At 42.3% G+C, this 15,164-nt stretch carries 12 protein-coding genes and 1 pseudogene; all 13 read right to left on the bottom strand.

Annotation, left to right across the window (positions count from 1 at the left end):
• Window positions 1-2: 2 nt before the first annotated feature.
• Complete coding sequence (pabC, locus tag GKC25_RS00460; protein ID WP_342689370.1) at window positions 3-851, bottom strand: aminodeoxychorismate lyase; 849 nt, start codon at window positions 849-851, stop codon at window positions 3-5.
• Window positions 848-1,441, bottom strand: coding sequence for an aminodeoxychorismate/anthranilate synthase component II (pabA, locus tag GKC25_RS00455; protein WP_003217897.1), 594 nt, complete (start codon window positions 1,439-1,441; stop codon window positions 848-850). Before pabA ends, pabC begins: the two co-directional genes overlap by 4 nt.
• A 13-nt stretch (window positions 1,442-1,454) precedes the next feature.
• On the bottom strand, window positions 1,455-2,873 hold the full coding sequence (gene pabB, locus GKC25_RS00450) for an aminodeoxychorismate synthase, component I (protein ID WP_187704279.1): 1,419 nt from the start codon (window positions 2,871-2,873) through the stop codon (window positions 1,455-1,457).
• A 124-nt stretch (window positions 2,874-2,997) separates the two neighbouring features.
• A complete protein-coding gene (gene cysK / locus GKC25_RS00445; protein WP_012008673.1) occupies window positions 2,998-3,921 on the bottom strand; it encodes a cysteine synthase A in 924 nt (307 codons plus the stop codon).
• 77 nt (window positions 3,922-3,998) lie between these two features.
• Window positions 3,999-4,907 (bottom strand): peptidyl-prolyl cis-trans isomerase, encoded by a 909-nt coding sequence (locus GKC25_RS00440; protein ID WP_342689880.1) that lies wholly within the window; start codon window positions 4,905-4,907, stop codon window positions 3,999-4,001.
• A 46-nt stretch (window positions 4,908-4,953) separates the two neighbouring features.
• Window positions 4,954-5,829 (bottom strand): Hsp33 family molecular chaperone HslO, encoded by an 876-nt coding sequence (gene hslO, locus GKC25_RS00435; RefSeq protein ID WP_342689879.1) that lies wholly within the window; start codon window positions 5,827-5,829, stop codon window positions 4,954-4,956.
• Window positions 5,830-5,844: 15 nt separating this feature from the next.
• Window positions 5,845-6,621 (bottom strand): type III pantothenate kinase, encoded by a 777-nt coding sequence (locus GKC25_RS00430; RefSeq protein ID WP_060595364.1) that lies wholly within the window; start codon window positions 6,619-6,621, stop codon window positions 5,845-5,847.
• A gap of 162 nt (window positions 6,622-6,783) precedes the next feature.
• Window positions 6,784-8,688 carry an ATP-dependent zinc metalloprotease FtsH gene (ftsH, locus tag GKC25_RS00425; RefSeq protein ID WP_034665747.1) on the bottom strand — a complete coding sequence of 635 codons (1,905 nt, stop codon included), beginning with the start codon at window positions 8,686-8,688 and terminating at the stop codon, window positions 6,784-6,786.
• Window positions 8,689-8,783: 95 nt separating this feature from the next.
• Window positions 8,784-9,323 (bottom strand): hypoxanthine phosphoribosyltransferase, encoded by a 540-nt coding sequence (hpt, locus tag GKC25_RS00420; RefSeq protein ID WP_003217950.1) that lies wholly within the window; start codon window positions 9,321-9,323, stop codon window positions 8,784-8,786.
• Window positions 9,320-10,742: pseudogene (tilS, locus tag GKC25_RS00415) on the bottom strand (tRNA lysidine(34) synthetase TilS). Before tilS ends, hpt begins: the two are co-directional and overlap by 4 nt.
• Before the next feature lie 96 nt (window positions 10,743-10,838).
• A complete protein-coding gene (locus GKC25_RS00410; RefSeq protein ID WP_095286203.1) occupies window positions 10,839-11,846 on the bottom strand; it encodes a protein kinase domain-containing protein in 1,008 nt (335 codons plus the stop codon).
• Window positions 11,830-12,567 (bottom strand): vWA domain-containing protein, encoded by a 738-nt coding sequence (locus tag GKC25_RS00405; protein ID WP_034665741.1) that lies wholly within the window; start codon window positions 12,565-12,567, stop codon window positions 11,830-11,832. Before GKC25_RS00405 ends, GKC25_RS00410 begins: the two co-directional genes overlap by 17 nt.
• Window positions 12,568-12,644: 77 nt before the next feature.
• Complete coding sequence (spoIIE, locus tag GKC25_RS00400; protein WP_095286202.1) at window positions 12,645-15,128, bottom strand: stage II sporulation protein E; 2,484 nt, start codon at window positions 15,126-15,128, stop codon at window positions 12,645-12,647.
• Window positions 15,129-15,164: the final 36 nt, after the last annotated feature.

The following is a 15,164-nucleotide window of genomic DNA, read 5'->3' as shown; positions in this document are numbered from 1 at the left end:
ACCTACTCTTTATGATCTAGACGTTCTTTTGTATATTGCGTTCTCAACTTTGTTGAGATGATCCGGCTGTTTTGAGGCAAGGAAATTTCTCCTATACTGCTGAAGGGCACAATCCCCTGAACAGAATTGGTCATCCATGCCTCATCAGCTGATAGCAATTGCGAGACTGGGTATCGCCCTACTTTTAGTGAAGTCCCCATAGCTTGAAGCGTTTCAATACAATATCGGCGAGTGACTCCATTTAAAATTCCTGTATCAAGTGACGGTGTATAGATCACATCACCTTTTCGCCAAAATATATTGGAGGTAATTCCTTCTGCCACATCATTTTCTTTTGTTAAAAAGATGCCTTCTAACGATGCATCATTTCCCACTTCTCTTTTAGCCAGCAGGTTGTTCATATAATGATGAGACTTGAGGCGCCTTGGACCTTCCGGCGTATTTCTCCTCGTTTGAAGAATGACTCCCTGCTTCTCATCTAAAACAGATTCGGGCCGGAATGGAGAGATCATGACAAAAACGACAGGCTCTTCATAAGGATCTGCAGAAAATCCATTGCCTCTGCCCGCAGAAACATTGAAGCGAATTCTCGCATGACCACCGGCTATTTCGTTTTTATTCAGTAAGGTATGAATGATGTCGAGTACAAATGGTTTCTCTATTGTGGATTCGATGCAAAGGTCACGCAATGATTCATTGATCCTTTCAAGGTGCCAATCTAACAGAAAGACTTGTCCTGCCAGGCTGGTAAATGTTTCGAATACACCGATGCCATATAGAAAACCATGATCAAAAGGAGAAAGAGTCGCGTCTTTCTCCTCTATATACTGACCGTTCAGATAAATGATCATGCGTTTACTTCATGCCCCTTTTTACGATAGGTTTCAATGAAATTTTTAAGCATTTCTTTTCCGAAGGACGTCATAATCGATTCAGGATGAAACTGTACACTTTCAATTGGCAGCTCTTTATGGCGAATGGCCATGAGCTCGCCTTCCTTTGTGCTGGCTGTTGCGTCAAAGCACTCCGGCAGCGTCTCGTTTTTGACAATTAATGAATGATATCTCGTTGCGACAAGCGGATTTTGGAGTCCAGTGAAGACGCCTTTTCCGTCATGTGCAATCTCTGACGTTTTACCGTGCATTAAGCGCTCTGCACGAACGACATCCCCGCCAAAGACTTGCGCAATGGATTGATGACCTAGACACACACCGAAGATCGGAATACTTCCCGCAAAGTGCTTGATCGCCTCCATACTAATTCCCGCTTCATCAGGACTGCATGGCCCTGGAGAAATCATGAGAAAATCTGGTTTAAGCTCTTCGATTTCTTGAATGGTTACTTGATCATTCCGTTTCACGATCAATTCTTCTCCAAGCTCACCTAAATACTGGACCAGGTTGTACGTAAATGAATCATAATTATCAATCATTAATATCATGCTCTGCTCACCTCTAACTCAAAATAGTCTCTTCTTTGCTCAACTGTAATGCTTTTTTCACTGCATAGGCTTTTTTAATCGATTCTTTGTATTCGTGCTTTGGTACAGAATCGATGACGATCCCAGCACCCGACTGCATAAAGGCTTTGCCTTCAGTACAATACGCCGTACGAATGACGATGTTAAAGTGCATATCTTGATTGAATCCAAACCAGCCTATAGATCCAGTATAAAGCCCACGCCTTGTCGGCTCAAGCTCTTCTATGATTTCCATTGTTCTCACCTTTGGAGCACCTGTAATTGTTCCGCCTGGGAATACAGCTCTCATGACATCTACTGCATCACAATCATCACGCAGTTCCCCTTGTACGTTGGATACAATGTGCATCACGTGTGAATATTTCTCAATCGCCATAAATTCGTTCACTTTTACTGAGCCATAAGTAGACACGCGTCCAAGGTCATTCCGCTCAAGATCCACGAGCATCACATGCTCTGCGCGTTCTTTTTCATTTTCAATGAGCTCTTTTGCCAGCGCTTGATCCTCAGCGTCGTCTTTGCCTCTTGATCTTGTACCCGCAATCGGTCTTGTTTCTAATTGATTCCCCTTTTTCTTAATAAGCAGCTCTGGAGATCCACAAACAATCTGGAAATCAGGCGTGTGCAGATAAGACATATACGGAGATGGATTGACTTGACGTAACGTTTTGTATAAATCATACGGATGTGTGTGGAGCTGTTCATCTTGTCTGATGGATAAATTCACTTGGAACACATCACCGCTTGCGATATATTGCTTAATTTTCTCTACTGCTTCTCCAAAGGTTTCTTCGGTAAACGGTGCTGCTGGTACAAATTCTGCAGAAGATTCATGAACAGGAGATTGCGCTGATTCTTCTGAAGAGCTTGTCCACTTTCGCTTCAAATCTTCGAGTCTTTGATGAGTGTCACTCACAGGTTCCGTTCCTTCTGTGTGAGTGATCAGCCACAGCACGTTTTCTTCATGATCAAAGACCGCAACATCATTAAATACGAGAAAATAAAGATCAGGTGTTTTCAGGTCATCAATGGACAGCATTTTAAAATGCTCGATATATCTTGCATAATCATAGCTTAAAAATCCAATCGCCCCGCCTTGAAAATCAGGATATTCCTCATTCATTTCGGTTTGAAGGGTTTGGAACCAATCCGTAAACGCTCTGAATGGATCGCCTTCTTTGAACAGCACCTCATCTTGATAATGGATGGTTGTCATCCCGTCTTTCCCCTTCGCTTTAGCGATCGGGTGAATGCCAGCAATGCTGTATGAACCGCCGCGAGCACTTTCAAGAAGAACATGGTGTGTTTCGCCAGTAGTTAATTGTTCGTATCTTTTCAGGAAAGCATCTTTCGTAAAAGGAATTTTGATGCCCATCGGCCTGCGTTGTGTCATGTTATCATCCTTTTTCATTTTCATTAATCTTATTGTAATGCAATCCAATTTATTTAGAAAATAGTATTTGCTTTCCATCTACAGATTTCACAAAAAAACCCCAGCAAATGCTGGGGTAATTGGTTTAATCGAATTGATAAAGAGGTGTACTGAGGTAACGCTCCCCATTACTTGGGATGATTGCCAGAACCTTTTTCCCTTTACCAAGCTTCTTCGCTGTTTGAAGTGCTGCGTAAATAGCTGCTCCTGAAGAAATACCGCCAAGGATCCCTTCCTCTTTCGCTGCTTTTCTAGCAAGCTCAAATGCATCTTCGTTTTTCACTTGGATAATACCGTCATATACTTCCGTGTTCAAGATTGAAGGGATAAAACCTGCTCCTATCCCTTGGATTTTATGCGGGCCTGGCTTTCCGCCTGATAATACAGGAGAATCTGTCGGCTCTACCGCATAAAGCTGAATCGATGGGATGGCTTCTTTTAGGACTTCACCAGCACCCGTAATCGTGCCGCCCGTACCAACACCTGCAATAAATGCATCAAGCTCGCCGTCAAACTGTTCAAGAATTTCTTTTCCTGTAGTACGACGGTGAATCTCCGCATTGGCTTCGTTGCTAAATTGCTGAGGCATGAAGTAACCATGCTCTTCTGCCAATTCTTCTGCCTTTTTGATGGCACCTTTCATTCCTTCTGCACCTGGTGTTAATACAAGCTCTGCTCCATAAGCGCGTAAAAGGTTGCGGCGCTCCTGACTCATTGTGTCTGGCATCACTAGAATTGCGTTAATTCCTTTAGCTGCCGCTACCATCGCAAGACCGATCCCTGTGTTTCCGCTTGTTGGTTCGATGAGCGTGTCGCCGGCTTTTAAAGTACCTTTCGCTTCAGCATCTTCGATCATCGCTAACGCAATACGATCTTTTACACTGCTGCCCGGGTTCATATATTCAAGTTTCAAGTAGACATCCGCACTGTCTTCATCTACTAAACGGTTTAATTTAACGACTGGTGTATTTCCTATTAGTTCAAAAACTGAATTTGCAATACGAGCCATCACTAACACCTCTATCTCCGAGTAATTTTATTGCATTAATATTAAATTATCAATTTCAAAAAATTTTGTCAATGCTTTTAGTCCTGCTCGCCATCGTAAAACCATGTGACTTTTGCTTCTTTCCACAGGGTTTTGACATTCGCCTTTTCACCTAGGTCTTCCATGGCAATCTGCCTTTTGATCTGATCTTTGACTTCTTCATAAGAGAAGGAGCGGCCATCTAATTTTTCTTTTAGTTGAATAATGGCATACCCGTTTTTGGTCTCGATCGGTTCTTTTGTCCATTCGTCTGGCTGAAGCTTTTGAGCTTCCTGTATGTATAGGGCTGGGATACTTTCTTGTTCTTCTGTCACAAACCCAAGATCTCCGCCATATGGAGAGGTGTAGCGGTCAATGGAGCGTTCAGCTGCCACCGCTTCGAAGCTAGATCCGCCTTTCAGATCCTTCAATACATTTTCAGCTTCGCCTTTTGTCTTCACGACGATATGACGAATACGGTATGAATCATCATATTGATATAAGTCCTTGTTTTTTTCATAAAAGGATTTCGCTTCTTTTTCAGAAACAACAGCATCTCTCGTTAAAAGCTGCTCTAATAAAATTTGATAACGAATCTGTTCTTTCCAATCTTTTTCACTTGTATGTCCATCTTCGTAGAAATTATTAGATACCGCTTTAAGCATGAGCAATTCACGATTGATCTCTTTTGAAGACACCTCAAGCTTGTTTTCTTTCGCAAGCTGATTGACCACCTTCTGATTAATCATTTGCTCAAGTGTTGCCTTGCCATAGCGGTCTTCCATCTTCTTTAACCATTCTTGACGCGTCACCTTCTCTTTTCCAATCGACGCAATTTCTTCACCGCTCTTCCCATTTGAAGAAGCCTGTGACATTTGCGACTTTGTTAATACATATGCAATGACAACGGCATTGATCATAAGCAACACGAGGATAAATGTCCATACCACTCTTGCTTTTAGTCTCATTTTTCGTCTCCTTTCCATTCTAAAAAGAAAACCCGCTGCTTAGAGCTTAGCGGGTTATTTCTTCACGCAGCTCTTCTAGCTCTTCTTTTGTAAATACATACGTTTCGTTACAAAAATGGCATTGAGCTTCTGCTTGTCCGTCTTGTTCAATCATGTCGTCAATTTCGGCTTTCCCTAGGCTGATAATGCCATTAGCAAAACGTTCTTTTGAGCAGTTACAAGAGAATTCGACAGGTACAGTTTCTAAAATTTGAGGTTTTTCTCCGAGTACTTCTTCTAAAATTTCTTCTGGTGTCATCCCTTTTTCAATGAGTTTAGAAATGGGTTCAATGGTTGAGAGCCGCTTTTCTAATCTTTCGATGACAGCATCTTCTGTTCCAGGCAGCAATTGAATGATGAAACCGCCTGCTGCAAGGATCGAGTTATCTGGATTGACCAGAACCCCTACGCCTACAGAGGAAGGCACTTGCTCAGAAGAGACAAGATAATAAGTGAAGTCGTCTCCAATTTCACCTGAGTCGATCTCCGTTTGTCCTGTAAAGTGATCTTTCAGTCCGATATCTTTGACAACACTCAACGTTCCAGATGTCCCGACTGCACGTCTGACATCCAGCTTGCCATGTTCATTTAAGTCAAAGTGGACTTGTGGGTTTGAGACATATCCGCGCACCTGACCTTTTGCGTTTCCATCAGCAATGATGGCACCGATTGGTCCACCGCCTTCAATTTTGACCGTTAGCTTATTTTCGCCTTTCAGCATAGCACCCATCATGACTGTAGCTGTCATTGTTCTGCCAATCGCTGCTGATGCTGTTGGCCATGTATGGTGTCTTCTTTGTGCTTCATTGATTGTATCTGTTGTGTTTGCAGCATATGCTCGGACTTTTCCGTCATATGCTAACGCTTTAACTAAGTAATCCATTCGATTTTAAACCTCCTATAGTACACCGACACGATTACGCTCATAAATGAGTTGAAGTCCTTTTAATGTTAAGAACGGATCGACAATATCAATGCAGTCTGATTCATTTCCAATCAATGTCGACAAACCGCCTGTTGCAATGACTTTCGGTGTTTGTTTCGCTTGCTGCTTCATCCGTTTCACTATTCCCTCGACTTGCCCAACATATCCATAAAGGATGCCGGATTGCATCGCACTAATGGTGTTTTTTCCAACAATGTGATCTGGACGGACAATTTCAATTCTCGGCAGCTTCGCCGCTCTTGTATATAAAGCCTCTGTTGAGATGGTAATACCAGGTGCAATTGCCCCACCCATGTATTGTTTTTGTTCATTGATATAGCAGTAGGTTGTCGCTGTGCCAAAGTCTACAACAATGAGAGGTGCCCCATATAGGTGAATCGCCGCTACTGCATTCACAATTCGATCAGCCCCGACTTCCTTTGGATTGTCACACATAATGTTTAATCCCGTCTTCATTCCAGGCCCTACAATTTGGGGTGTTAAGTGAAAGTACTTCTCGCACATTCTTTCTAGTGCAAACATCATTGGCGGGACAACAGACGAGATGATAATTCCTTCTATTTGATCAAACATCAGCCCCACATAATCAAATAAAGACCTGATGGCCATACCAAATTCGTCTTCTGTTTTATGACGGCTTGTTTCAATTCGCCAATGGTAGTTTAGATCGCCGTTATGATAAACACCTAAAACGGTATTTGTGTTTCCTACATCTATCACGAGTAACAACTTCATCACCACTTTGAATAGTTTCTCAAAAAGAGCATTTTTCGACTTTCTATCATACCATACACGAATTGAGTTCCATTTGTAAACAATTCGAAACCGATCCATTCATGAATCGAAATAAAAAAAGCTGCCGGTGATCCCGGCAGCTTTCACAGAAGGAGATTAGATCTCCTCATCTTCTTCTTTTTTCTTGATGTTCACTTTCACATCATCGTTTTTCTCTTCGTCATCTGCGTATATACGCTCTGGAAGCTTTCCAGTTTCGTAAAGAGATTTAATTTGCTCAGCATCTAATGTTTCAACTTCTAGAAGGGCTTGTGCGATAATTTCTAGCTTATCTTTGTTCTCAGTAAGAATTTGTTTCGCACGTTCGTAGCTGTCCTTGATGAAACGCTGAATTTCTTGGTCAATCTCGTAAGCAATGGCTTCACTATAATTCGGCTCGTTGTTAAAGTCACGGCCTAGGAACACTTGACCACCTTGTGCTTGACCGAACTGAAGCGGACCAAGCTTATCAGACATACCGAACTCAGTAACCATTTTTCTTGCAATGCCTGTTGCACGCTGGAAGTCGTTGTGAGCGCCTGTGCTTACTTCACCAAACGTAATTTCCTCTGCAACACGACCGCCGAGCAAGCCGACAATTTTATCAAGAAGCTCTGGCTTCGTTTGGAAATAACGGTCTTCTCTTGGAAGCATGACCGCATATCCGCCTGCCTGACCACGAGGAACGATCGTTACTTTATGCACCATGTCCGCTTCGTCTAGGATAAGTCCAATCACAGTATGACCTGCTTCATGGTAAGCCACGATATTACGTTCTTTCTTCGAAATGACGCGGCTTTTCTTCGCCGGTCCAGCGATGACACGGTCAGTCGCTTCGTCGATATCACGCATATCGATTTTCTTTTTGTTATGACGGGCAGCAACTAGCGCTGCTTCGTTTAGTAAGTTCTCAAGATCTGCTCCAGAGAACCCAGGTGTTCTGCTTGCAATGGCTTTCAAGTTGACTGTATCATCAAGCGGTTTGTTTTTCGCATGAACCTTCAGTACTTCTTCACGGCCAATGACATCTGGTCGGTCAACCGTAATTTGACGGTCAAAACGTCCCGGACGCAGCAATGCAGGATCTAGGATATCTGCACGGTTCGTCGCAGCAATGATAATAATACCTTCGTTCGCACTAAAACCATCCATTTCAACAAGAAGCTGGTTAAGCGTTTGTTCACGCTCGTCATGACCACCGCCAAGACCGGCTCCACGCTGACGACCCACTGCATCAATCTCATCAATAAAGATTAAGCAAGGTGCATTCTTTTTCGCATTTTCGAATAAATCACGTACACGTGATGCACCGACACCGACGAACATCTCGACGAAGTCAGAACCACTGATGCTGAAGAAAGGAACGCCTGCTTCTCCTGCAGATGCTCTCGCAAGCAAAGTTTTACCTGTACCTGGAGGCCCTACTAGTAAAACCCCTTTAGGTATTCTTGCGCCAAGCTCCGCAAATTTACGTGGGTCCTTTAGGAATTCAACCACTTCTACAAGCTCTTGCTTTTCTTCATCTGCACCGGCAACATCTTTAAATTTCACACGTTTCTTCTCTTCTGTGTAAAGCTTCGCCTTACTCTTACCAAAGTTCATAACACGGCTTCCACCGCCCTGAGCTTGGTTCAATAAGAAGAAGAACAGGATAAAGATGATGATAAACGGAATGATGGTTGTCAGAACTTGCAGCCATCCATTTGTTTCAGGTGCTGGTTCTACTTTTACATCTGTATTCTTCAGTGCACTGTAAATCTGGTCAACACCTTGACCATCTGGAACATGGGTAATGAAGTATTGATCTTTTTTCGCGCCATCTAATTGACCACGAATTTCATAAACCCCTCTTACAGGCTGAATGGAGATACTCTCCACTTTTCCCGCACTTAGATTTTGCGAAAATTTGCTGTAAGACATGTTCTCAGGCTTTTGATTAGGGGATCCTAACCAACTGACTACCCCTATCACAAGTAATAAAATAAGTATATAAAAAATCGTATTACGAAAAACCCGATTCATTCCTTACCTCCTCCCACAGTAAGCACAACTATGTTCAATAGTATCATAGAAAATCATTCCAATACAACCAATAACCTCATGTATACGTATGCTGATTAGCCTTCGTAAACAGATGGTTTTAACACTCCAATATACGGGAGGTTTCGGTAACGTTCAGCGAAATCCAATCCATAGCCGACAACAAATGCATCTGGCACTTCAAATCCAACATAATCTGCTTTGATGTCTGCTTTACGACCGCTTGGTTTATCAAGCAATGTCACAATTTTTATGGAGTTTGCTTTACGGTATCGGAAAAGCTCTACCAGATAGCTCAAAGTTAACCCACTGTCGATGATATCTTCCATAATTAAAATATCTCTTCCTTCAACAGAAGTATCAAGATCTTTAATGATCTTTACTTCTCCTGAAGATACGGTAGATTTTCCGTAGCTAGATACATCCATAAAATCAAGTTCTAAATATGTATCAATGTGTTTGATCAGGTCTGCCATGAATGGAAGAGCCCCTTTCAAAACACCAATAGCCAGGGGAAATTTACCATCATAATCGCTGGTTAATGTTGCACCCAGTTCCTTCACTTTTTGCTGGATCTCTTCTTCTGAGATCAAAACCTTTTCAATATCTTGTTTCATGCTTTTGCTTGCCCCCTACAAATTTTCATGCTGTCTATATTGTAATACAATGAGATCGCTGTTTGTCATATCAATTTCTTCAAAAACGGATTTTTTCAGACCTGGGATCCAGATGATTTGATGATCCGAGTCAGTGACGATCGGCCAGCTGTCTCTTTCTGCAAGAGGCACTTTTTTATCAATAAATATATCCTTCACCTTTTTTGATCCATTCATCCCTTTAAGTTTGATTCGATCACCATTTTTTCGTGAGCGAATGATCAAAGGGAGACGAACATGATCTTTTTGAAGCAAGAAAAAATGGTTTCCGTTCCGTGCATCCTTCGGAACATGATTTGATACCACGATAGACTGCCCATTCGGAAGGAAAAGCTCCTCTCCAAGCTCACCCTTTAAGTGAAGAGCATAAGACTGGTCTAGTACAAGCGATCGTTCAAAGGTAAACATACAGTAATCATAAGACTTGACAGCTTGTAAACCTTTTGGCAAATCTAATGATCCAGACGGTTGTTCGGTATGAGATAACCAGTCCAAAGTCCCTAGAATATGCTGGTTTGAAAACGCTGATTGAGTGTTTTCATAAAGATAGTTTAATATTAGTTGAATGCCTCTTCTTTGTAAAGGCAAAGGCAGGTCAAGCAAAGGCTTCGTTTTGATCTTAATTTGCTTAGGCGATTGATTCGTTATCACTTGGTTCATTTGTTCCTTTGTTAATGCCTGCAAATATTGCTCATCCTCAGTCAGCATGTCACTTACAAACTGAAAGCTTTCATGTACATGAGGTGCCTCTTCTTTTAACACGGGAAGAATGTGTCTTCTTATCCGGTTTCTCAAGTAGTCATCAGTGTGATTGCTTTGATCAATGACATAGGGAATATGTTCTTTTTCACAAGCTGTCAGCACGTCGTCCTTGGAATATCCAATGAGCGGCCGAATCAGCCATCCATCTTGAAAAGGACGTTTTGCTTGGATACCGGCGAGTCCTATTCCAACAGTCCCTCTCGCAAGCCTCATCATCATTGTTTCTACTTGGTCGTCTCCATGATGTGCAAGCGCTATAAATTGAGCGTTGTATTGCTCCATCAATTGACGAAAGAAAGCATATCTGCACTCCCTTGCAGCTGCCTGTTTGTTTAAGCGGTTTTCTTTTGCATATTGGGTGACCTGTATGCGGGCCGATTCAAAAGGAATCTCTTGCTCCTTGCAGTAAGCCTCAACAAATGCCAAATCAGCAAAGGATTCTTCTCCTCTGAACATGTGATCTACATGGGCTGCAATCAGCTGATAGGAACCTTTTCGACGTTTGTTTAGTTCGTGCAGTAAAAGCATGGAATCTGGTCCGCCAGAAACCCCGACAATGACTGTCGTATTTTCAAGGTAAACATCATGTTTTTTCAAAAATGATTCAATTCTATTCACAACTTCCTCCTCACAAAGAGCAGGTAATTTAAAGATATACATATCCTATCACTTTCAGTAGCTCCAAGCAAAGATGAAGCCTGCTTTTTTACAGGTCTATAGCAGGAACAAAACTACATATGCACAGTAAAGAGCAAGTACACTGCACACGATCAGAACAGTTTCAAAAAGCCCGCCTGATTTTTTGCGTACTGGTGTTCTTTTTGCTGCTGCAACTCTCGATCGTGAAGTCACCTGTTGATTTTGTTGAACAGCGGGCTTTTGCCCGTTTTTTTGCTGCTGCTTCTTTTGACTCGCTTTTCTTGAAGCGATCAGCTGTCCTTCTTTCAGCATCGCACTCTTCATAGCCGCCGCTGATTGATATTTACCTTGTAGAGCAGCCTTTAACACCCTTTCATAACGCTTTAATAAAGGATGTCCTTCAATCGCTCTGTAAAGCTGCTTTTCCGGTTCTGCTCCTTTTTTGAATTCTTTCTTATACGCACAATTCACCATCACCATACTTAAGGCAAACAGATCATAGGATGGCTCTGCCTTTCTTGTGCCGAATCCCCAATAGCCTCGATCAAAAAACTCTGTATACTCCTTGATTGCCCTGCCTGCTTTTGTCGTTCCCCCTACATCAATGCACCGGATCGCGGCTGGGGGACCTGACACGATGAGATTGTCTGGCTTCAAGTCACCAAAAATCCAGCCTTCCTGATGTAAATGAGCCAGGTTAGATAAAAGCTGAACCATTAAAACGACGATCCACTCATCACCTTTTTGTTTTACAAATTCAAGCAGTAACGGGCCTCTGACATACTCCATCACATAAAAGGAACGCTTTTGAAGCATACCGGGATAAATCGCATCATCCATATCATAAAAAGAAGGCCCCATGGTTTTCACAGGAGCCTTAGAAAAGGATTTTAATACATTGACTTCAGATGCAATGAGCATACTGTCATCACTCACTTTAAGGGCTACTTGACCATTTTGCGATTCGGCTAGATAGACAATACCGTTCGCCCCTTTTCCCAGCTCTTTTACAATGCGGTAATGATTGTGATGCCATTTCCCTTGAATCACCGTGCCTAACGGAATGTTAGAAGCCGAATTCATTATCATGCTCTTCCTTTGCTTCAAGCAGCCCTTTACGCGAACGAACTGATTTGAAATGCTGGAGTGCTTCTCGAAGCGCTGGTCCAGTTGGAGTAATTCCTCCCGTGGTCAGTTTCGGGAAAATAGATGATAACGAATCGAATCGAGGCGTCCAATTCAACACAATTTCAGCATCTGAGTTTTTCCCGGGAAATATACACATCCCAAACTGATTTTCACCAATTCTTGAATTTAAACTAATAGAGAGATCGATGAGTGCTTCTTTAACGGTCGGCAGCTTCGGTTTCATACTTGCACTTGTATCAACAAGCACAAGTACTTGAAGATGAACCGTCTCTCCTAACTCATCGACTACTTCCATCACTTCCCCACGCTTATCAGGCGGAAGCTCTTCAATTTCAGTGTCTTTGCCAAGTATTTGCTGCAATTCTTTATTCACAACACCTTGTAAGGTTTGTGTCATCGCTTTTTTTGTGACCATTTGTACCGTTTGAGATAACTGCTGGACGTAGACAACCTGATGGATGCCTCCGCCTGCGAGGGCAATCCCCTCGACTTCTTTCATCGCTTCATGATCGTGTCTGTTTTCCTCCATAATGCCAATGACATTGACTGTAATCCCTTGTTCCTTTGCCAATGAGGCAATCGCAAGTGGATCTTCCCCGTGATTTGAGCAGCCATCTGTAATCAATAAGATTTGGTTTACGTGACCTTTTCGCATCTTCATTCCTCCTGGGATCGTAACTGAATGCTTTATATCCCCATCATCGCCAGAAGAAATTCATATTATACGATATTTTAAGAAATCTCTTGTTTCTCAAGATAGAATGTACCAGTCGGAATGGATGCCCATTTTGGTGTGTTGTGATCAAGCCTGATGACAACAACCGTCATATCGTCGTCAATTTGACCCGCTCTTGTTCGAATGACCTCTTCCATTAATAAATCAGCAATCTCTTGCGGATCTTCTGTTTTAAAGCTTTTCATTTTGCGCTTCACCCACAGATCATGATTTTCAATATGCTTTGGTCCTTCAAAAATGCCATCACTCATCATAATCAGCAGATCTCCTGCCTTCATCTGTTCACTCACTACCTCCACTTCAAATTCATCAATAATCCCAATCGGTAAGTTGCTCGCTTGTACCTTCATCACCTGTTCACCTCGTTTAATAAAGCTGGGTGTTGAACCAATCTTGAGGAACTTACAGCTCGCATCCTGTAAATCAATAATTGATAAATCTAATGTAGAATAGATTTCATCCGTCGTTCGTAAAGATAAAATACTATTAATGGTTTTGATTGCCACTTTTTCATTGATACCTGACGCCAATATTTTTTCTAACAGCTTAATCGTTTCATTGCTTTCAAAATGAGCCCTTGCTCCATTGCCCATTCCATCACTAATAGCTGCGGCATATTTGCCCGCACCCAGCTCCATCATGCTGTAGCTATCCCCAGACACTAACCCTCCGCCTTTCGCTGCATGCGCTACGCCTGTAGCCACTCGATATGATTTTGCAGAGCCAAATACAACGTGGCAATAGCCTGTTGGGTGCTCTGCACACTGCTCTGCTTTGACTAAAATCTGTTCTTCTAAAATATCTGAGAGCATGGGAGCGATGATTTTTTCACATTCACCATGTCCTTGGCAATATGGGATTCTCATTTCAATATCGACATTCCCCTGCTCCAAGCTATAAATTTCTACTTGCTGAATTTCAATCCCAAAGTGCTGAAGTGCTTCTATCATCTGCTCTTCTTGAATAAAATGCTGTTCTCTTTCTCGTTTTATTTCCCGGGAAAAATCCTCCATCACTTGTGAGACCCCCATCAGCTGTTCGGCTACAAGTCGTCTGCTGTCTTGGACCTTTTTCTTCAGGGTCTGGTTGGCTTTATAGTAAGCGATCTCCTCTTCAATCAATTCCTCGACATGTTTTGATTTTGAGCAGTGCTGGCTAAATTTCTTCTTCAATTTCCGGTTATGCTCGTAGGTTTTTTCATCAGATTCATGCATAACTTGTTTCATCAGTTCATAGGTTGTATCAAAGTTCTGCACCCAGCATTTATTTTTCTTATAGCACGTTTGACAGGATCGTTCTGTGATCGTACTTAAAAAAAGATCTACATCCTCTTCCTGCTTCTTTTCTTCAGGAATGGATTCGTAAAATGTCGCAAAACTCTCAGACAGCGCATGAAATACATTAGAAAATTGGTCTACCTTTTTTGCTGTCACATCTCGTACTTTCCGGGCGTATTGCTGCTGTTCCTGTACATGCTCTACCGTACCAGGAATATATTTCGCTACCTTAGAGGTCACTGATTGTGGCGTGAGTAAGAAGAGCGCAACTGCAATAAGTGATTCATACAGCGTGGTCACGAGACCTGCTGATCCTTCTCCGTATAGGGAAATAAGTAAGGAACCCACAATTAAGCCAATGGCTGCGCCTGCTTTCTTCCCCTCTTTCAGCAGTCCCCCTAATAAGCCTGAAAAGGCAAGAAGACTCATCTGATAAAGGTTTCCGATGTTAGCGAGACCGAGAATTAATCCTGTCACGACACCCACCGTACAACCAATACTGGCTCCTCCAATAAAAGCAAAGCTCAGCACTACATAACGTGACAAAATATGCTCTGCCTGCATCCCTTGAAATGTGATGCCAGCCAGACCTGTTAAAACTGAGGCAATTAAAATCATAAAGCAAATAATTTCTTCAACCTTTAAGGAGTGTTTGATTTTCCTGACTGTAAAAATCGGCAGGCTTTGAAGGAAAATCAGTGTCAAAATGAAGGCAAGTCCTGCTTCAACACCCGCCATGACGTAATCGTAGCTTTGCACAGCACCTTGCTCTAGGTAAACAAATGCTCCTCGGGTGATCAGCATCGACAGCACAATGACAACCGGCAATGTTTTCACTGGGTCTTTGATGATGAAAGAAACCACCTTGGACATAAGGAGAAACACGATTAACGACGCAAACACAAACAATGCGTTTTGAGGTGATATCGTCATGGCTCCAGCGAGTAAAGCGAGACAAGCAAGCATGGCCTTATCTCTTTTGATAAGCAGCATGGAGCCAAAGAAAGGCAGAGCAAACGGCATAATTTCAGATAAAATAAAGGCTCGTCCTAATAAAAAACCAAGAACAACATAAATAAACCCTTTATAGAAAAAAAGAGAATGCGTGTGATGAAGAAACAGGTTTTTCATCTTTTTTAACCCTGCACTGATTCTTTCAAACCCCGCTCCTGTTAAATCAGTTCTTCTTTCTAGTTTTTCCATCTTTTCATCCCCCACCTGATATTCGTTGCTTGTCAT

It is taken from the genome of Bacillus pumilus (assembly GCF_038738535.1).
Lineage (GTDB): Bacteria > Bacillota > Bacilli > Bacillales > Bacillaceae > Bacillus.
This window is presented reverse-complemented; position numbering and strand designations above follow the sequence as displayed.

Coding starts and splice junctions, on each gene's coding strand:
- pabC (WP_342689370.1), bottom strand. CDS start 851: ATGATCATTTATCTGAACGGTCAGTATATAGAGGAGAAAGACGCGACT.
- pabA (WP_003217897.1), bottom strand. CDS start 1,441: ATGATATTAATGATTGATAATTATGATTCATTTACGTACAACCTGGTC.
- pabB (WP_187704279.1), bottom strand. CDS start 2,873: ATGACACAACGCAGGCCGATGGGCATCAAAATTCCTTTTACGAAAGAT.
- cysK (WP_012008673.1), bottom strand. CDS start 3,921: ATGGCTCGTATTGCAAATTCAGTTTTTGAACTAATAGGAAATACACCA.
- GKC25_RS00440 (WP_342689880.1), bottom strand. CDS start 4,907: ATGAGACTAAAAGCAAGAGTGGTATGGACATTTATCCTCGTGTTGCTT.
- hslO (WP_342689879.1), bottom strand. CDS start 5,829: ATGGATTACTTAGTTAAAGCGTTAGCATATGACGGAAAAGTCCGAGCA.
- ftsH (WP_034665747.1), bottom strand. CDS start 8,688: ATGAATCGGGTTTTTCGTAATACGATTTTTTATATACTTATTTTATTA.
- hpt (WP_003217950.1), bottom strand. CDS start 9,323: ATGAAACAAGATATTGAAAAGGTTTTGATCTCAGAAGAAGAGATCCAG.
- GKC25_RS00410 (WP_095286203.1), bottom strand. CDS start 11,846: ATGAATTCGGCTTCTAACATTCCGTTAGGCACGGTGATTCAAGGGAAA.
- GKC25_RS00405 (WP_034665741.1), bottom strand. CDS start 12,567: ATGCGAAAAGGTCACGTAAACCAAATCTTATTGATTACAGATGGCTGC.
- spoIIE (WP_095286202.1), bottom strand. CDS start 15,128: ATGGAAAAACTAGAAAGAAGAACTGATTTAACAGGAGCGGGGTTTGAA.